General features: G+C 71.5%; 16 protein-coding genes. 9 read left to right on the plus strand and 7 right to left on the minus strand.

Features of this window, described 5'->3' with window-relative positions:
• The 3 genes from K2Z83_RS12245 to K2Z83_RS12255 form a co-directional block, all read left to right on the plus strand.
• Nucleotides 1–769 (plus strand): ATP-binding cassette domain-containing protein (locus K2Z83_RS12245; protein ID WP_220595471.1); only part of this gene is annotated, 769 nt, incomplete at its 5' end.
• The gene (locus K2Z83_RS12250) at nt 766–1,824 is read left to right on the plus strand and encodes an ABC transporter permease (protein ID WP_220595472.1); all 1,059 of its coding nucleotides are present in this window, start codon (nt 766–768) and stop codon (nt 1,822–1,824) included. The genes K2Z83_RS12245 and K2Z83_RS12250, both read left to right, overlap by 4 nt.
• Before the next feature lie 241 nt (nt 1,825–2,065).
• Nucleotides 2,066–3,052, plus strand: a complete 987-nt coding sequence (locus tag K2Z83_RS12255) for an ABC transporter permease (protein WP_220595473.1) — start codon at nt 2,066–2,068, stop codon at nt 3,050–3,052.
• A 44-nt stretch (nt 3,053–3,096) separates the two neighbouring features.
• Here the strand turns inward: K2Z83_RS12255 and K2Z83_RS12260 are convergent, their stop codons facing one another.
• The 5 genes from K2Z83_RS12260 to K2Z83_RS12280 all read right to left on the minus strand — a co-directional run bounded on the left by K2Z83_RS12260 (nt 3,097) and on the right by K2Z83_RS12280 (nt 10,439).
• On the minus strand, nt 3,097–4,152 hold the full coding sequence (locus K2Z83_RS12260) for a GNAT family N-acetyltransferase (RefSeq protein WP_220595474.1): 1,056 nt from the start codon (nt 4,150–4,152) through the stop codon (nt 3,097–3,099).
• Nucleotides 4,153–4,256: 104 nt separating this feature from the next.
• Nucleotides 4,257–5,528 carry an MFS transporter gene (locus K2Z83_RS12265; protein WP_220595475.1) on the minus strand — a complete coding sequence of 424 codons (1,272 nt, stop codon included), beginning with the start codon at nt 5,526–5,528 and terminating at the stop codon, nt 4,257–4,259.
• A complete protein-coding gene (locus K2Z83_RS12270; RefSeq protein ID WP_220595476.1) occupies nt 5,528–6,601 on the minus strand; it encodes a hypothetical protein in 1,074 nt (357 codons plus the stop codon). The genes K2Z83_RS12265 and K2Z83_RS12270 overlap by 1 nt, the downstream gene beginning before the upstream one ends.
• Nucleotides 6,602–6,614: 13 nt before the next feature.
• A complete protein-coding gene (locus tag K2Z83_RS12275) occupies nt 6,615–9,413 on the minus strand; it encodes a hypothetical protein (RefSeq protein WP_220595477.1) in 2,799 nt (932 codons plus the stop codon).
• A gap of 54 nt (nt 9,414–9,467) precedes the next feature.
• Nucleotides 9,468–10,439, minus strand: coding sequence for a diacylglycerol kinase family protein (locus K2Z83_RS12280; protein ID WP_220595478.1), 972 nt, complete (start codon nt 10,437–10,439; stop codon nt 9,468–9,470).
• 166 nt (nt 10,440–10,605) lie between these two features.
• On the opposite strand from K2Z83_RS12280, the gene K2Z83_RS12285 reads away from it, so the two are divergent.
• Together K2Z83_RS12285 and K2Z83_RS12290 are read left to right on the plus strand one after the other, a co-directional pair.
• Entirely contained in the window at nt 10,606–11,034 is a 429-nt protein-coding gene (locus K2Z83_RS12285; RefSeq protein WP_220595479.1) for an ABC transporter permease, read from the plus strand.
• Between the two features lie 140 nt (nt 11,035–11,174).
• On the plus strand, nt 11,175–12,377 hold the full coding sequence (locus K2Z83_RS12290; protein ID WP_220595480.1) for a GPI inositol-deacylase: 1,203 nt from the start codon (nt 11,175–11,177) through the stop codon (nt 12,375–12,377).
• Between the two features lie 27 nt (nt 12,378–12,404).
• Here K2Z83_RS12290 and K2Z83_RS12295 read toward each other — a convergent pair whose 3' ends face one another.
• Nucleotides 12,405–12,899, minus strand: coding sequence for a septum formation initiator family protein (locus K2Z83_RS12295; protein WP_220595481.1), 495 nt, complete (start codon nt 12,897–12,899; stop codon nt 12,405–12,407).
• 142 nt (nt 12,900–13,041) lie between these two features.
• The gene (locus K2Z83_RS12300) at nt 13,042–13,473 is read right to left on the minus strand and encodes a polymer-forming cytoskeletal protein (RefSeq protein ID WP_220595482.1); all 432 of its coding nucleotides are present in this window, start codon (nt 13,471–13,473) and stop codon (nt 13,042–13,044) included.
• Nucleotides 13,474–13,749: 276 nt separating this feature from the next.
• Here K2Z83_RS12300 and K2Z83_RS12305 point away from each other — a divergent pair, with 276 nt between their 5' ends.
• The 4 genes from K2Z83_RS12305 to K2Z83_RS12320 form a co-directional block, all read left to right on the plus strand.
• On the plus strand, nt 13,750–15,258 hold the full coding sequence (locus K2Z83_RS12305) for an ATP-binding protein (protein WP_220595483.1): 1,509 nt from the start codon (nt 13,750–13,752) through the stop codon (nt 15,256–15,258).
• A gap of 67 nt (nt 15,259–15,325) precedes the next feature.
• A complete protein-coding gene (locus tag K2Z83_RS12310) occupies nt 15,326–16,075 on the plus strand; it encodes a hypothetical protein (RefSeq protein ID WP_220595484.1) in 750 nt (249 codons plus the stop codon).
• Between the two features lie 70 nt (nt 16,076–16,145).
• Nucleotides 16,146–16,730 (plus strand): DUF4255 domain-containing protein, encoded by a 585-nt coding sequence (locus K2Z83_RS12315; protein ID WP_220595485.1) that lies wholly within the window; start codon nt 16,146–16,148, stop codon nt 16,728–16,730.
• 77 nt (nt 16,731–16,807) lie between these two features.
• Nucleotides 16,808–18,648, plus strand: a 1,841-nt coding sequence (locus tag K2Z83_RS12320; protein ID WP_220595486.1) for a phage tail sheath subtilisin-like domain-containing protein, incomplete at its 3' end; no start/stop codon positions are given.

Below are 18,648 nucleotides of genomic sequence, written 5' to 3' on the forward strand. Positions count from 1 at the left end.
AGCCCCCAGCCCCCAGCCAGCCTGGAGCCTCAACGCGATCACCGCCCGCGAGAGCAACCTGCTGATCGAGGGTCTGAGCCTGGACATCCCCGCCGGCGCGGTGGTGGGCCTGGCCGGCCTGGAGGGCAGCGGCCAGCAGATCCTGCTCAGGATGCTCTGCGGCCAGCTGCGCCCCAGCGCCGGGCGGATCGCCCTGGCCGGGGCCGACCTCACCGGCGCCGGGGCGGCCGCCTTCCGCCGGGGCGGCGTCGAGTACCTCCCCGCCGACCGGCTGATCGAGGGGGTGGTCGGCCCGCTGACTCTGGCCGAGCACTTCGCCCTGCTCCAGCCCGGCGGGGCGATCATCGACCGCCGCGCCGCCGAGGAGTCCGCGCGCCAGGCGATCGCCGACTACGGCATCAAGGCGATGCCGGCCAGCCCGATCATGGCCCTCTCGGGCGGCAACCAGCAGCGGGCCATGCTGGCCATGGTGCCCGATCATGTGCGGGGCCTGGTCTGCGAGCAGCCCACCCGCGGCCTGGACGTGGCCTCGGCGCGGGCGATCTGGGGCCGGCTGCTGGCCCGCCGCGACGCCGGCTGCGCCGTGGTCTTCGCCACGGCCGACCTCGATGAGATCCTGGGCTACAGCGACTACGTGCTGGTCTTCTTCGCCGGGCGGGTGTCTCAGCTCATCCCGCGGGCCGAGCTGAGCGCGCCCCGACTGGCCGAGCTGATCGGCGGGGTGGGCTTCGCCGCCGCCGCCGGGCAGCGGGAGGTGGAGGCCCCATGACCGCCAGCGACCAGACCGCCCCGGCCCCGCAGGCGCCGCGGGCCGCCCGCCGCTCGCCGCTGATCTTCGGGGCGCTGGGCCTTGTCGGCGCGCTGCTCTTCACCAGCGCCGTGCTGCTCAGCAGCGGCGTGCCGCCGCTGGAGGCCTACCGGCTGATCTTCCTGGGCGCCTTCTCCACGCCCACGCGCATCAGCGACATGATCATGCTGGCCGCGCCGCTGCTGCTCTGCTCGGCCGGGCTCACCCTGACCTTCGCCGCCGGCCTGTATAACCTGGGCGTCGAGGGCCAGATGATCCTGGGCGCGGTCGGGGCCATGATCCCGCTGCGGCTCTTCCCCGACCTGCCGCCGCCGCTGCTCTGGGCGCTGGCCTTCGCGGGCGGGGCGGCCGGCGGCGCGGCGTGGGCCACCCTGGCGGCCTGGCTGCGGGTGGGACTGCGGGTCAACGAGATCTTCGCCGGCCTCGGGCTGAACTTCCTCGCCAGCGGGATCGCGCTCTACCTGGTGCTCGGGCCGTGGCGGCGGGTCGGCCAGGCCTCGTCATCGGGCACCGAGCCGCTGCCCAAGGATCTCTGGCTGCCCACGCTAGACCGGCTGCGGCTGGCCCCGGCGGCGCCGATCGTCGCCCTGGTGGCGCTGGCGATCATCTGGGCGGCGGTGACGCGCACCCGCTGGGGGCTGGAGCTGCGCGCGGTGGGGCTGAACCCGCAGGCGGCCGGGCGCATGGGCGTGCCGGCTGCCCGGCGGCTGGCCGAGTCGCTGGCGGCCTGCGGGGCGCTGGCCGGCCTGGCCGGGGCCATCCAGATCATCGGCGTGTTCCACCAGCTCATCCCGAGCATCTCCAGCGGGATCGGCCTGCTGGCGCTGCTGGTGGTGCTGCTGGTGCGGGCCAGCCCGGCCTGGGTGCTGCCGATCGCCGCCGCCTTCGCGGTCTTCACGGTGGGCAGCGTGCAGCTGCCGCTGGCCCTCGGCACCGACAGCAGCATCGCCGGGGTGCTCCAGGGCGCCCTGGTGCTCTTCGCGCTGCTGGCGCGCGGGCTCAGCGCCAGGAAGTGAGCGCCGGGAAACCCGGCACTCATGGAGGGGCTCCGCCCCATGCGCATCAACGTAAGCCCTGGCCCCCCCGGAATTTCTTGTTGTTTTGGCCAAAATGGCCAGCTTCGCTGGCCATTTTGGCCAAAACAACACCGGTTTTTAGGGCGGCAGCCCTAAAGTTGCTGTGCATGGGGGCTGGCCCCCTGGGCGGGGCGCGGGGCGCAGCGCCCGCAAACGGAGACTACCGTAAGCTGGAGGGCTCATGGAGCAGATCCTGATCGACCTCGCCGCCGTGCTGGCCGCCGCCTCGCCCCTGATCTTCGCCACCATGGGCGAGACGATCAGCGAGCGCGCCGGCGTCGTCAACCTCTCGCTCGACGGCAGCATGCTCCTGGCGGCCATGGTTGGCTTCGCCGTGGCCAAGCTGAGCGGCAGCCTCGCGCTCGGCTTCGCCGCCGCCGCCCTGGCCAGCGCCCTGGTCGCCCTCGTGCTCGGCGTGCTCAGCCTCAGCCTCGGCCAGTCGCAGACGGCGGTCGGCTTCGTGCTGGCCCTGCTCTGCACCGACCTCTCGTCGTTCCTGGGCGCGCCCTACGTGCGCGTGCCCGGCCCGGCGGTGCCCCACGCCCCCGTGCCCGGCCTCGCCGACCTGCCGCTGCTCGGCCCGCTGCTCTTCAATCACGACCTGCTGATCTACGCGAGCTTCCTGCTGCTGCCGGCCGTCTGGTGGTTCCTCTACCGCACCCGCGCCGGCCTGGTGCTGCGCGCCCTCGGCGAGCGCCCGCAGACCGCCTACGCCCGCGGGGTGCCGGTGGTGCAGCTGCGCTACCTCTACCTGGTGCTCGGCGGGGCGCTGGTCGGCATCGCCGGGGCGGCCTACTCGCTCGACCTGAAGCAGGGCTGGAGCTACCGACACACCTTCGGCACCGGCTGGATCGCCCTGGCGATCGTGATCTTCGGCGGCTGGCAGCCCTGGCGCGTCGCCATCGGCTGCTACCTCTTCGCCGCGCTCCAGGCGATCGCCTCGCGCTCGCAGGGCGTGCTGCCCAGCGTGCCCACCCAGGTCTTCCAGGTGGCCCCCTTCGTCCTGATGATCGTCGTGCTGGCCCTGGTCAACCTGCTCTCCAGCCCCGGCGCCGCCCGCCGCCTGGCCGCCCTGCCGCCGACCCTGCGCCGGCCCGCCGAGCGCGTCGTGGCCTGGCTCGCCACCCCCGCCCCCGCCGCGCTCGGCCAGCCCTTCCAGCGGCCGTGAAATAATGTTGAATGTTGAATGTTGAATGCTCGGACATTCAGCATTCAACATTCAACATTCGCATAATCGATCGCCGTCTCCGTCTCCACCTGCCAGACCGTCGAGTGCATGTACGGCTTGAAGCCCAGGTCGATGTTGATCGCCAGCATGGGCGCGTTTGAGCTGGCGTTGCCGGTGCGCACGAGGCGCGCCTCGGGCCGATCGGCCAGCACCTTCTCCAGCATGGCCGCCTTCATCCAGCGGCCCAGCCGGTGGCCGCGGAACTCCGGGCGCACCGCCGTGGCCCCCTGGTTCAGGATGGTCGGCCGGCCGGGGTTGCCGAAGATCTCGCTGAAGCCAGCCATGCGCCCGGTCGCCAGCTCGCGGGCGATGATCGTCCAGACGAAGCTGCCCCGCGCGCGGTTGCTCGCCATGAACTCGCGCACCTTCTCAGGGGTCACCTTCTGGTCCTCTATATCGAGCTCGCCGCGCGGGGCCGTGTTCATCACCTCGCACAGGTCGGCGAAGGCGACGAGATCCTCCTCGGGGTAGATGTCGTCCCAGAGGATCAGCTCGAAGCCGGCGGCCGCCGTCGCGGCGTCGGCCTGCCAGCGCGCCAGCAGGTCGCGATTCACCTCGGCGAGGACAAGCTGGCTCTCGCGATCCTCCAGCCCCGGGCGCGCGCCGATCCGCTCGACGAAGGCCCGGCCGGCCGGGACGCTATCGTGGCTGGCGGTGAGTAGCAGCCGCCGGCCGTGGCGCTGGGCGATGTCAGCGGCCCAGGCCAGCAGCCGCCGGCCCACGCCGCGCCGGCGGTGCTCCGGCAGCACCTCGATGTCGAACTGGGCCAGGTGGGCGTTCTCGCCCGAGGTGTCGAAGCCGATGTTGGCCGCCGCGATGACCGGCCCGCCCGGCGACTCGCGGGCCAGCAGGGCCGATATGGTGACGAAGCTCGGCACACTCCGCATGCGGGCGGCGAACATCGCGTAGGGCGTCGGCGGGTCGTCGGGCATGCGCTCGGCGCGGATGGCCTCGCTCAGCGCCCAGTAGGCCGCGCCATCCTCGTCATTCATCTCGCGCAGGTCGTTGACCTCGGTTAGCAGAAGCTCCCGCTCAATCATAGAACCTCCCCGTTGAAGCGGTATATGCATCTGAGAATAGGGCGACAGAGGGAGGCTGTCAATCGGGCACAATGTTGAATGTTGAATGTCACGCCATTCAACATTCAACATTCAACATTCCCCTTCGCGATCGCCACACACCCGCAGGCCACGCCGGTGGCGACGAGGGCCGAGAGGAAGGCCGGGGTGTAGCTGCCGAGGCCGTCGAAGATCAGGCCGCCGGCCCAGCTGCCGATGGCCGCGCCGAGGCCGAATGCCGCGCCCAGGGTGCCCACGATCGCACCGAGCTGCGGGCCGGCGAAGCGGTCGCTGGCGATGGCGGTGAGCAGGCCGCTGCGGCTGCCCTCGCCCACGCCCCAGAGGACGGCGTAGGCGTAGAGGTAGGCCAGGGGCGCGTCGCCCGGCAGGGCCAGCAGCATGATCAGGGCCAGCGCCTGCGCCGCCGCCCCCAGGTAGAAGGAGCGCTCGCGCCCGATCCGGTCGCTCAGCAGGCCGAAGCCGATGTAGCTGCCCGCCGTGACCAGGCCCGAGCCGCCGAAGACGGCCGCCGCCGTCGCCCGCGTCACCCCCCGGTCCACGAAGTGCGCCACCTGGTGAACCGTCACCATGCGCAGCGTGTAGAGGCTGCACAGGCCGGCGAGCATCAGCAGCCAGAAGGCCGGGGTGCGCAAGGCCTCGGCGAAGCTCCATCGCCGCTCGGGCGCCTGGCGGGCGTGCGCCTCGGAGCCGGCGGCGGCCGCGCCCAGCGGGCGCAGCCCCAGCTCGACGGGGGTGTCGCGCAGCAGCAGCAGGCTGAGCGGCAGGGCGCCGCCGAGGGCCAGGGCCGAGAGCAGCAGGTAGGCCGGGCGCCAGCCGGATGCCGCGATCACCCGCTCGATCAGCGGGGCCAGCAGCAGGATGCCGATGCCCGTGCCCGCGTAGGCCAAGCCGATCGCCAGCCCGCGCGGGCCGCGCCGGTCGAACCAGCGGCTCACCGTGGTGCCGTGGATGGTCAGCCCGAGGATCGCCGTGCCCAGGCCCGTCACCAGCCCGAAGGCCAGGTAGAAGCCGAGCAGGCTGGTGATGCGGCTGGTGAGGGCCAGGCCGACGCCCAGCACCAGCAGGCCGATCGCGAAGACCCAGCGCACCCCGAAGCGGTCGAGCAGCCAGCCGACCAGGGCGCTGGTGAAGGCCTGCACCAGCACCGACAGGCTGAACACCCCCGCCGTGTCGGCGCGGGCCCAGCCGAACTCGCCGCCCCTGGTCAGCGCCTCGAAGAAGATCCCAAAGCTCAGGCGCACCCCGAAGTTCACGCAGAGCACCAGGAAGCAGACCAGCACCACCACCCAGCCGTAGAAGACGCCCCGCCGCTCCAGAGACGCCGCGAAGCGGCGCATCACGCCGCCCACGAGATCCCCGAGTCCGCGTCGAGGCCGAGGCCGGTGGTGAGCCGGCGGGGTGCCCCCGCCCGCAGCGCCCCGCCCTCGTCGACGCGCAGGTCGGCCACCCACAGGTCGAAGCCGCCCTCGCCGGGGGCGATCGCCAGGAAGGCGAGCTGGCTGCCGTCAGGGGAGAAGGCCGGCGCGCGGGCCGCCCCCATGTCGCTCAGGCGCAGCGGCGCCCCGCCGCCGGCGAGCGGCAGGGCGAAGATTTCGGTGCGCGCGCCGTCCCCGGCGGCGAAGGCCAGCCAGCGCCCGTCCGGCGAGATCGCCGGGTCGTAGCTCGGCGTCGGCGCGCCCGCGAGCGGCGTGGCCCGGTCGCCCGCCAGATCTAGCCGGTAGAGCTCCTGCTGGCCCTGCGCCCCGCCGCCGGATCGCACGAAGATCAGCGCGTCGCCGGCGGGCGTGTACACGCTGCGCCCGCACTGCGCGCTGTCGGACGCGTAGAGGCTCGCCTGCGCCCCGTCGCCCACGGGCAGCTCGTAGAGTCCCAGGTTATACTCGGCGGGCGGGTCGCCCCCCGGCGGGGACGGCTGCGCCGCCACCGCCAGCCGCGCCCCGTCGGGCGCCCAGGCCGGGTAGAAGGCCCAGGTGCTCTCGTAGACCCGCTCGATGCTGTTGATCGGCTGGCGCGAGCCGTTGAAGGTCAGCTGAGAAAGCGGCGCGCCCGAGGCGTCGGCCAGCAGCACATCGCTATAGTCGTTGCCCCGCGTCACATAGGCGATCCGCCCGCCGTCGGGCGACCAGGCCGGCTGGAAGGCGGCGCCGTCCCCGAGCAGCGCCGTCGCCTCACGGCCGCGCCACTGCCAGATCACGCCGCCGCGCACGAAGAGCAGCCGCCCGGCCAGCTCCTCGGCGCGAAACGCCGACCGCCCCGGCGCCGCGCCCGCCGTGGGCGCAAGGGATGGCGCGGGGGCGGAGCCCGCCGCCGGAGCGCCCCCGCCGCAGCCCGCCAGGACGATCAGCAGCGCACAGAGCGGCCCAAGGTGCAGCAGACGCCGACAAGCTACCCGACATTCAGTGCTCAGCATTCCACATTGCCCCCTACGGCACCGCCGTCAGCGGCAGCGGCACGCCCTCGGGCTCTGCCACACGGCCGCCCCGGATGAAGAACTTCGCCACCGGCTGCCCCGGCCCCTCGGGCCGCGCCGGGTCCTTCAGGTAGACGATGTAGCGCCCGTCCTGCGGCTCCGCCCACTGGCTCACCCAGCCCGCGTCGGGGGACAGCAGCGACACCCGCGTGTCGAGCGCGCCATCGGCGGACAGGGGGGCCACACCGGAGAGCAGGTGGATCGGCCGGTCGTCGCTCGTCGCCGCGCCCCACACGTCCACCAGCAGGCCGGGGGCGCCGGCGGCGGCGGCGCGCAGGACAAGCTCATCGCCAGAGATCGAGACGTCGGCGCTGGCGACGGCCCCGGGGTGAGGGTCAACCGCCACATCGCCGGGCGTCCCGGCCAGCACCCGCAGTCGCAGCAGCGCGGTTTTGTCATCCTCGCCCGCCACCGAGGCGGCCCCATCTGGGCGTAGCGGCACACGGAGCGTGCTCAGTCCAGCCGGAACCGCTATCGACACGCCCCCGACCAGCAGCGCGCCGGGGCGCAGCCGCGCACAGTCGATCTCGACCGTCAGCGCATCGGCGGCCCGGCCCAGATCCAGCTCGCGGCCGCCCGCCAGCAGCCGGCCGCCCCGCAGGGCCAGCTCCAGGCTCGCCGGAAAGCGTGGGTGGAACTGCCCCGGCACCGGCTCGGCCAGGCTCAGGCTGGCCAGGGTGCCCGCGGATCGCTGGTAGAGCGCGAGGCCGATATCCTCCCAGAGCCGCGCGCTCGGGCTGTAGCCATAGTCGCTCGGATCCTCCGCGTCGGAGAGCAGCGCGTAGTCGGCGACCTGGCCCACGGCCGCGGTCGCCAGGGGCGCGTAGTAGCGCAGCCGGCCCGGCCCGTAGAGCTGTCGGCCCTCGTCCTGCCAGCGGCGGATCAGCCCGAGCACCGCCACGCCGGGCATGCGCTCATCATTCGAGATCGTCACCGAGCCCGGCGGCAGCGCGAGCCGCGGGTCGGGGCGCAGCGTGTAGACCAGGCTATCGCCCACCTGGGCGCGCAGGCTCAGCTCGGGGGATGCCGCCATAGCATCGCGCAGCTTCCCGAGCTCGTCGGGCGCATACGCATCGCCGTGGACAATGATCGTATCGACGCCGACAAACTGGAGCACGCGCAGCCCGGCGGGGCTCGGCAGGCGATCTAGGTAGCGCATCAGGTCGATCGCCCCGAATGGGATCAGCGCCCCGTAGGCCACCGGTAGCCGCTTCCAGTGATAGATGCTGAGGAAGTGACGCCAGGTGATCCGCGCAAGGTTATCGCCGCGCGGGATCGGGCCTGTGGGCAGCTCGATCACCGTGCGGATATCGGCCTGCGCGGCCGCGCCTAGCCAGGGGTAGATCGGCGGCACGTTGGCCAGCACCGAGCGCGAGAGCGGCAGCGGGAGGGCGATCTGCTCGATGAGGACGGCGGACAGCAGGGCCGCGCCCAGGCCATGACGCCAGCGGCCGCGGAGATGGGCCAGCAGGCGCGCGATCGGCAGCGCGGCGAGCAGCGCCAGGGCTACCGTCACCAGCCACCCCCAGCGCGCGGGGACGCGCATCGAGCCGAAGCCGGGCAGCAGCTGGTAGAGCGTCAGGTAGGGCAGCGGGACGGGCAGCGGGTCGCTGAAGCGGATCAGGCGCAGGTGAGAGCCCAGGGAGAGCACGAAGCTCGCCAGCGCCACCATCGCCCAGAAGACATGATCGCGTATGGCGGCTCCTATCGTCTCGGCACCCCCACGGCGCGGCCACAGCCCCAGGGAGATCAGCCCAAGCAGAGCGATCAGCAGGCCGGGGAAGAGCACCATCTCGCCGCTGTCGATCACGGCCCCGCCGAGCCGCCCGTAGAGCAGGTTCCCCGAGGTGACCGACACATAGGCGCGGAGCGGCGCGCTCCAGTTATCGATCTCAAGCGGAGAGCGGATGATGCCCAGGGTCCGATAGATCCCGATATAGGGCAGGAGGAAGGGCACCGCGATCAGGGCGGACACCAGGCCGGCCAGCATGAGGCGCGGGATGACCGCCCAGGGCAGCGGTTCGGCGCGACGCAGGCGGCCCCAGAGGGCGGCGGCGGCCCAGAGGCCGACGTAGCCGACGATCAGGATGGCCACGAAAAACCCGTAGTAGAACGCGTTGGCCACCTGGAGCCCGGTGAAGACCCCGCACAGCAGGGCGTCGCGCCAGCGGCCGCCGCCCCGCTCGGTCGGCAGCAAGAGCCGGCGCAGAAACAGCATCGCAAAGAGCATCCAGCCTGTCTGGAGCATGTTGAGCTGGACACTATGGGCGATCCGGTAGGCGCTGAACGTCATCGCCGCGCCGACGATCAGGGCGGCCCAGGTCTGGGGCGAAGGCGCGGGGCGGCGCGCGTCCGCGTCCGCCCCCTGAGCCCCCCCTCCCGCGATCAGGTCGCGGGAGAGCAAGAAGCCGCCCCAGCCGGTGAGGGCGAAGCTGAGCAGCAGCAGGACATTATGGGCAAGCAGCGGGTTCCCGGTGGCCCAGATCAGCGGCGCGCCGATGATCGACTGGATCAAGAGATGGTCGTGGTAGGCGGCGGTGTCGGGGTAGGGGTAGAAGATCGGCGCCTGCCAGAGGTGGGCGGGGTCGCTGAGGAGGGCGTGGGCGTTCCAGGCCAGGATCCAGGTCTGCTGAAGCGTATCGCTGGAGCTCGGCAGGTCAGCGCCGAGCCGTGCCGCGAGCGGCCAGGTCATGAGCACGCTGAGGGCCAGGTAGACGAGCGGGATCGCGAGGGGCCAGTATCGCTTCTGCATGTCCAGAGGGGAGCTACGGCAGATCCAGGCCCGCCTATAGCGCTACGATCAGCCCTATCGACGCGAGAGCCAGCGGAAGAGCCGTGGGAAGGCGCGCCTGGGCCGCTCGGCGGACGAGGACGGCTGCTGGGCCAGATCCTCGGGCAGGTCGGGCGGGAGCAGGGCGCGCAGGGCGCGCGGTGCCACCGTGAAGGTCATCGGCGTCTGGCCGATCGCGTCGCCATCCACCTGGACCGGCAGGCGCGGGCGCGCGGTGACATGCACCGAGCGGGCGCGGTAGTACTCGATCTCGGGGTCGTGGCTGTAGCGCCGGCGCAGGATGGCGATCAGGTGGCGCAGGGCGCTGAGCCCGTTATCGCCGCGGATCACGCAGACATCCAGCAGGCCGTCGTCGATGCTGGCCCGGTGGGTGATCTTCACCAGGCCGCCGTAGAGCTGGCTGTTGCCCACCACCACCATCAGCACCCGGCCGCTGATCGTGCGGCCGTCGATCTGGATGCGGGTGCGCGAGCCGCGCACCCGCATGGCCTGCTCGATCCCGCGCAGCACATAGGCGAGCGCGCCAAAGCGGCGCTTCTCATCGGCCCCCACCCCCGCCGTGATCGCCGCGTCGAAGCCGATGCCGGCCATCAGCAGGAAGTAGCGGTCGCCGGCGCGGCCCAGGTCGATCGGCCGCACCTGCCAGCTGAGCATGGCCGCCGCCGCCGCCCGCGGCTGTAGCGGCAGGCGTAGCTCGCGGGCCCACACGTTCATCGTGCCCAGGGGCAGGGTGGCCAGAGCGGTGCGCGAGCCGGCCAGGCCGTTGATCACATCGTTGATCGTCCCGTCGCCGCCGGCGGCCACCACCAGGTCGTATCCCGCGTCGGCGGCCTCGCGGGCCAGTCGCCGCCCATCGCTCGGCCCGGCTGTGGGGGTTAGCTCGACCTGCCAGCCACGCTCGCGCCACACCGCGGCCGCGGCGCTCAGCTCGCCCTCATTGGCCTCGGCGTTGCCAGCCGCAGGGTTAAATATCAGCCTCGTACGCATCGCCACCACATAAATCAGCCTCCAAGCCGCGAGCAGTATACACCATGTTGGGCCAGGCAACAGGCGCGCGGATTGGGCGAACAGGGCATGTGCAACGTCCTGCGCGCCCCCCCGACTGGCAACTGAAATGCTTGGTGTGAGATCATTTCCACCGCATTGGGACGCCATGGGCAGAACCGCGATTCGCCCGATCTGGCTGCACGGCGTTAGCGTCGACCGCGTCCTCATGCAAAACCATGTACGAGATCTCACACCAAGCGTTGACGTCGCGCCGGCAGGGCGCGCTGCGCCGGGCGTCGGCGCAGGCCGCGCCCGCCGGCGAGACATCCTCATCCAGTTCCTGGTCGAGGCGGTGGCGCTCAGCCTGCTCGGCGGCATCGGCGGCGTGCTGCTCACCGGGGTGCTGATCAACGGCGGCGCGATCGCCGCGCAGACGGTGCTCCAGCAGCCGGATCTGGCCCGCTTCATCACCCTCGACCGCTCGGCGGTGGTGCTGGCGCTGCTCTTCTCCTCGGCTGTCGGCCTGATCGCCGGCAGCTACCCGGCGTTCCGGGCTAGCCGGCTGACCCCGATCAACGCCCTGCGCAGCGAGTAGCGCACCGGCCGGGGGCAGAGCTGTTGCAACGCACCTGGGGCGATGGGCGGCAGGGCTAACAATGAGGGGGCGAGTCTGCTACAATAGAGCTGCCAGCGTTATGTGTTTTCTGATCGGCGCGCTTGCGCTACAGAGGTGCCATGCCTGAGCCGACCCACGTCCGCCCCACAGATGCCCGCGGCGTCAGCCGCATGGCGATCGACGCCACCATTGGGATCACTGACCTGGTCGAGGCCATGCATAGCACGATCCTGCGCCTCCCCAGGATCTTCGGCGCGCCTGTCACCAGCCCCACGGGCGGCATCACCGGCCTGGTCTACAACAGCGTCCGCACGATCACCGCGCTGGTCGGTGGCGGGATCGACCTGGCCCTCGCCCCGCTCGCGTCGCTGCTCCGCGAGCGCAGCTCGTCGCCCGAGCGCGACGCCGTGATCGCCGCGCTCAACGGAGTCCTGGGCGACTATCTGGAGGACAGCGGCAACCCGCTGGCGATCCGCATGTGCCTGCGCATTGACGGGCGGGCCGTCGAGCTAACGCGGCCGGCGCTCGCCGAGGCCATCCCGCAGCCCAGCGACAAGATCCTGCTGCTGGCGCACGGGCTGTGCCTGACCGATCAGCACTGGGAGCACGAGGGGCATGATCACGGCGCGCTCCTGGCCGAGGAGCTGGGCTACACCCCGGTCTACCTGCACTACAACAGCGGCCGGCATATCTCAACCAACGGCCGGGAGCTCGCCGATATGCTCGCGGCGCTCAGCGAGGCGTGGCCGGTGCCGGTTGAGGGGCTCGCGATCATTGCCCACAGCATGGGCGGGCTGGTGGCGCGCAGCGCCTGCCACTACGGCGCCCGCGCCGGGCACGCCTGGCCGGGGCAGCTGCGCACGCTGATCTTCCTGGGCACCCCGCACCACGGCTCCCCGCTGGAGCGCGCCGGCAACTGGCTCGACGCCCTGCTGCTGGCCAGCCCCTACACCGCCGCCTTCGCGCGCCTGGGCCAGATCCGCAGCGCCGGCATCACCGACCTGCGCTACGGCAGCCTGCTCGATGAGGACTGGGCGGGCCGGGACCGCTTCACCCACGCCGGCGACCCGCGCCAAACCGTGCCGCTGCCCGAGGGCGTGGCCTGCTACACTGTCGCCGCCACCACTGGCAGCATCGAGGGCGACCTCGACCCACTCGGCAGCGACGGGCTTGTGCCGCTGGACAGCGCCCTCGGCGCGCACCAAGACCCCGACGTCGAGCTACCGCTGCGCGAGCGCTGGGTCGGCTACGATATGAACCATATGCAGCTGCTGCACCGGCGCGATGTGTACGCCCAGCTGCGGCAGTGGCTCGCCGGCTGAGTCGCTCGGCACCACCGCGTCTGGCAGCTACGAGACGGGGAAGAAGGCCTCCCACCAGCGCTGCACATTGGGCGCGGGGGCCGGCGCGGAGGCCGGCGCGGGGGCCGGCGCGGGGGCCGGCGCGGGGGCCGGCGCAGCGATCTGCGGGAATACAACAATATCGCCGTCGCGGGCGTAGCCGAGCTGCTCACGGGCGATCCGCTCGACATTCACATCAGACTCCGCGTAGGCGACGGCGTCCTCGAGCCGCCTATTCTCGGCCCGGATCTGATCAACCTCGGCCTGGAGGGCGACGCGCTGCGCCTCCAGGCGGGCGCTCTGCATAACCTGGCCGACGAAGTTTGCGATCAGCAGGCCGATCAGGGCTAGCATCACCGCGCCGAGGGCGAGGGAGAGCAGGCCGCGCCCGCCGGAGCGCGCGAGCGCCGCAAGGCGTGAGGAGATCGCTCCGGCGGGCGCGGATGCCCGACGGGCGGGAATCCGTAGCACGTTGCGGGTCGCGTGATGGCGGTTATGCTTCATATTGTGAGGGGATACATAGAGGAGGCAGCGGGCACATCCGCAACTGCCTCCTCCTTTGACTATTCGACACCTCTGCAGTTGATCAGGGAGAGCGGGACGCTCGCCGCGGCCATCTCACTCCCCGCGAGGTGGGCGCGGCCAACTAGCCCATGCTCGGGGACCTATCATCGCCGGAGCGCGGGGCCTCCAGCAGCAGCGGCTCATCAATGGTCGTCGTCATCGAGCTCTGGCCGCGGAACAGGCCGCCCGGCTCGATGTGCAGTGCAGCGGCCGTGATATCGCCCCAGACCTTCCCGGTCGGCGATATCTCCAGCTGCTCGAGGGCTGTGATCTCACCCTTGACCGCCCCGGAGACGTGAACGTTCTGCGCTTTCACCGTCGCAATCACCCGGCCCGTCTCGCCGACGATCAGGTTGCCGAGCACCTCGACGTCGCCCTCTACCGAGCCGTCGATGCGAATATTGCCATCAGAGGTCAGCGACCCCTGAAAGCGCGTATTTGCGCCGATGATCGTCTCTGCTTTTCCATTCATTGTGGGGGGGGCTGCCTGGGGCTTCTTGTTGGTGCCAAACATGCTTGCGCTTCCTCCTCGGCATCCTCGCACATACCGATACAAACGGTGTCTTGTGTCATCCTCGCCTACGTGGGCGTCCGTTTTTTGCGGTGTGCGGTCAGCCAATTATAAGGCCAGCCCAGCTTTAGCCTGGCCCTGGACGCGCTGCCCGGCGCCCACTGGAGCGCGCTGGCCCCGGGGTCGCCGCTGCGCCGCTGGCGGCTGGTCGCGCTCGGCCGGGGGCCGGGGCTGGCCTACCGCCCGCTCCAGATCGACGAGCAGATCCTGCACCTGCTGATGGGCTGCGATCAGCCTGCCGCCGAGCTGGCCCCGCTGCTGAGCGACCTGCGCGCCGATGATGCCCTGCCGCCCTCGCAGCAGCGCGTCGCACAGCAGCTCGCTGCAGCCTGGGCCGGGTGCGCTGGCCCGCCGCCCCTGGCCCTGCTCGGCGGCGGCGACCGCGCGGCCCGGCGGGCGGCCCTGGCCGCCGCCGCCGCCCTGCTCGGCCAGCCGGCCCAGGCCCTGGACGCCGCCCTGCTGCCGAGCGAGCCGGAGGCCCTGGCGGAGCTGGCGCTGCGCTGCTCGCGGGAGGCCCGCCTGGGCCGCGGCGCCCTGCTGATCGAGGCCGACGATCTGGCCGGCGAGGACCACGAGCGGGCGGCGGCCCTGCGCTCCCTGGCGCAGGCGGTCGAGGGCCTGGTGGCGCTGAGCGGCGCGACGCCGGATCTGACCCGCACCGCGATCCACATGGAGGTCGGCCGCCCCAGCCCCGCCGAGCAGCGCGGCCTCTGGCTGAGCGCGCTCGGCCCCGGGGCCAGCCCGGAGACGGCCGGGCGGCTGGCCGCCAGCTTCAGCCTGGGCGGACGCGAGGTGCGCGCCGCCTGCGCCGCCGCGCCCGACGGCGACCCGACGGCGCTCTGGGCTGCGTCGCAGGCCCAGTCTCGGCCCCGGCTCGACGGCCTGGCCCGGCGCATCGACGCGCGGGCCGGCTGGGATAGCCTCGCCTTCCCCGCGCCCGTCGCACGCAGCCTGCGCGCGATCATCGCCGCCGCCCGCCAGCGGGCCACCGTCCACGAGGGATGGGGCTTCGCCGCGCGCGGCGAGCGCGGGCTGGGCATCAGCGCGCTCTTCGCCGGGGCCAGCGGCACCGGCAAGACCAGCGCGGCCGAGCTGGTCGCCGGCGAGCTCGGGCTGGACCTCTACCAGGTCGACCTGAGCGCGGTGGTGAGCAAGTACATCGGCGAGACCGAGAAGCAGCTGCGGCGGATCTTCGACGCGGCCGAGGCCGGCGGGGCGGTGCTGCTCTTCGACGAGGCCGACGCGCTGTTCGGCCGGCGCAGCGAGGTCAAGGACAGCCGCGACCGCTACGCCAACCTGGAGGTGAGCTACCTGCTCCAGCGGGTGGAGCAGTACCGCGGCCTGGCCATCCTGACCAGCAACGCCCGCCAGGCCCTCGACGGCGCCTTCCTGCGCCGGCTGCGCTTTGTGGTGCCCTTCGCCTTCCCCGACGCGGCCCAGCGCGAGCTGATCTGGCGGCGGGCCTTCCCGCCGGGCGCGCCGCTCGCCGCCCTGGACTACGCCCGGCTGGCCCGGCTGAGCCTGGCCGGCGGCAACATCAGCAGCATCGCCCTGGGCGCGGCCTATCTGGCCGCCGAGGCCGGGGCGCCGATCGACATGGGCCACCTGGCCGAGGCCGCCCGCGCCGAGCTGGCCAAGCTAGAGCGGCCGGAGAGCGAGGCCGACTCGCTCGATAGGGCAGAGTCAAGCAATCTTTTGGAAGCGCGCAAGATCAGCGATCGCTTCTGAATACGCCGCGTTCAACCTGCAATCTGCGATCGCACCAGGGCCGTTGTATCACGAAAGGGGCAGCACTATGTCAGAGCACGAGCGCGCCAGAAAGCGGCGTGACCGAAAGCGGCGACGCACAGCAGCGCAGCCGACCACCAAGATTATGTTTGAGGAAGATGAGGGCAGTCAGATCATCAGCAGCCGTGGGAGAGCCCTAGCCACATATGCGCACACCATCGATCACGCCATGGACTCAATCGTGGAGCCTGATGATAAGAAGAAAGATGATCGCTGGGGCAATCCCCGCGCTATGGAGCTGAATGTGATTGCGGGCGGGGCCTCGTGGGCGGCCGGCGAACTGGCTGCAGCCGCCGGGATGTTCATACTTGAGGGCGCCGCGATGCTGGCGGGCGTCCTGGCAACCTACGCCACAATGGCAAATGACATGACCACTGCAGACAGGCAGACCGATCTTAGCTCTGAGGCAGCTGGTGTGCGGATCGGTCTAGCCGCGCTGAGCCAGCTGTCGATCGAAAAAGAGATCCCTCCACTCAGCCTCGCGCAGCTCGGCACCTACATCCAATCGCGCGATAGCCTCGCTCGCGAGTGGAACCGCCAGGTACGCTATGCCGGCGCATCAGGGCCGGACCTCGTCACAACGGCGATGCGACGCGGGCTCGATCAAGTCGTCCGTATCACCTTCCAGGCGCTCTCAAAGGCTCATAACCATCGCCAAGCCGAGTTAGGCGAGCAGCTATCCGCCGAGGAGCAGTGCAAGCTACGGCGGGTGATCTACAAAGGGATCACCCAAGAAGCTGCAAAACAGGCGCGCTGAGCTGAACCTTCAGCGCCGCCATAGGCTTAGATAGCTGGTGTAGCCGGCTGAGCAGAGGAGACGAGGCCCCATGATCAACCGCATCCACAGCACCATCGACGGCCTGCTCCGCGCCGAGGACGGCTTTCCCGCCGACAGCCTCGCCATCGCCTTCTGCCCGCCCACGGCGGCCTGGCTAGAGCGCTCTGGGCCGCGGGCGATCAACTTCTACCTGCTCGGCCTGCGCGAGAACAGCGAGCTGCGCCGCGCCGATATGCCCACCCTGCGTGGCCCTGGCCAGGCCTCGCGTCGGGTGCCGCCGCGGATGTTCGACCTGCGCTATCTGGTGAGCGCCTACGACAAGGAGGAGCCGGCCAACGAGTATGCCCTGCTCTGGGCGACGCTGATCGCCCTGCTGCGCCACGACCCGCTGCCCGCCGAGCGGCTGCCCGCGCCGCTCCAGGCGCTCGGGCTGCCGATCGCCGCCCGCATCGTCGCCGACGAGCCGGTCGGCGAGCTCTGGTCGCTGCTCGGCCAGCTGCCGCGCCCGGCGATCAGCTATAGCGTCACTGTCCCTGCCGAGATCACGCGGCCCCAGCGCTGGGGCCTGGTCGCCGAGCCGACCGTGCGAGTCGCGCCGCTGGGGGAGGAAGACCCCGCGCTCCGCTCGGGGTGACAAGGTGTTTCATGTCATTCCGAACGAAGCGCAGCGCAGTGAGGAATCTCATCGTGGATACAAGGAGGAGCTAGACCATGCCAACCTACTACGCGCCGGGAGCCTACATCGAGGAGACCAGCGGCCCGCGCCCGATCGAGGGCGTGAGCACGGCGGTGGCGGCCTTCATCGGCTTCGCGCCCGCCGGGCCGACCAACCAGCCCACGCTGGTCACCAGCTGGCAGCAGTACCTGGACGCCTTCGGCAAGCCTGAGCACGATGGGCGGATGAGCCCGCATATGCCGGGGGCCTACCTCTCGCACGCCGTGTCGGGCTACTTCGCCAACGGCGGCAGCCGCTGCTACATCGTGCGGGTGCTGCCCCCCGGCGCGCCCGCCAGCAGCGCCGCGCCGCGCGCGATGATCGCCAGCAGCTCCAAGAAGCCGCTGCTGCTGGTCGCCCCGCGCGAGGCCATCGGCGCCGATATCCGGGTCACCGTCAGCGCGGTGACCCCGCCGAGCGCCGGCCAGTATGTGCCCGGCCGCTACACCCTCAAAGTCACCCCGGTTGACGAGCAGGGCAACCGGGCCGGCCAGCCGGTGGAGGTGCGCAACTTCACCGCCCCCGAGAGCCTGAAGCTGATCAACGAGAAGAACCCGCTGATCAGCGTGCAGCCGGCGGCCGGGGCCGAGAAGCTGGCCGCCGAGGCTCGCGAGCCGCGGGTCGCCGAGTGGCAGATCCCGGCCGGCGGCCAGCAGCGCCAGGTCGAGGTCTTCAACAGCGCCAAGAGCGAGCGGGTCTTTGTGATCAGCGCCCGCGACCCGGCCGGCCCGACGCTCCAGGTCAAGATCAGCCAGGAGGCCCCGCCCCAGGCCAGCGCGCCCAGTGAGGGCCAGTTTACCCTGGAGGTCGTTCAGGCCGACACCGTCGAGACCTTCCGCGATGTCAGCTTCGGCCGCCGGCGCAACGTGCTGGAGGCGGTCAACCGGGTCAGCCGGCTGGTGACGCTTGAGGCCGCGCCGCAGGCACCGCTCAACGAGGCGCCGAGGGCCGACGCCGTGGTGCTCTACGCGCCGAAGATCGCCGACCTGGCCGTCCAGGCGGGCCACCTGACCGGCGCCGAGGATAACCGCTCCGGCCTGGCCGGCCTGAAGCTGGCCGAGGACGTGACTATGGTCTGCTGCCCCGACCTGATGTCGGCCTACCAGGCCGAGCTGATCGACGAGGACGGGGTCAAGGCGGTGCAGCTGGCCATGATCGCCCACTGCGAGGGCAAGCACCAGCGCGACCGGATCGCCATCCTCGACCCGCTGCCCGGCCTGAGCCCGCAGCAGGTGCAGGCCTGGCGCAGCGAGATCGCCCAGTACGACTCGGCCTTCGCCGCGCTCTACTACCCCTGGGTCGAGGTGCTGGGTCCCGGCGACAAGAAGATCGCCGTGCCGCCCTGCGGCCACGTGGCCGGCGTCTATGCCCGCAACGACAGCGAGCGCGGCGTCCACAAGGCCCCGGCCAACGAGGTGCTGCGCGAGGTGCTGGCACCGGCGACGCCGATCAGCCTGGAGGAGCAGGAGCTGCTGAACCCGGAGGGGATCAACTGCCTGCGCGCCTTCAGCGGGCGCGGCGTGCGGGTCTGGGGCGCCCGCACGCTCAGCAGCGACCCGCAGTGGCGGTACATCAGCACCCGCAGGCTGTTCAACTATGTCGAGAAGTCGATCTGGCGCACCATGCAGTGGGTCGTCTTCGAGCCCAATAACCACGACCTCTGGGCCAGGGTTCAGCGCGACATCCGCGCCTTCCTGACCAGCCTCTGGCGCCAGGGTATGCTCTTCGGCCCGAACCCCGACGACTCCTTCTTCGTGATCTGCGACGCGGGTAATAACCCAGAGGAGGAGCGTGACCAGGGCCGGCTGTATGTCGACATTGGCCTGGCTGCGATCAA

Origin of the sequence: Oscillochloris sp. ZM17-4 (genome assembly GCF_019599295.1) — a bacterium.
GTDB lineage: Bacteria > Chloroflexota > Chloroflexia > Chloroflexales > Chloroflexaceae > Oscillochloris.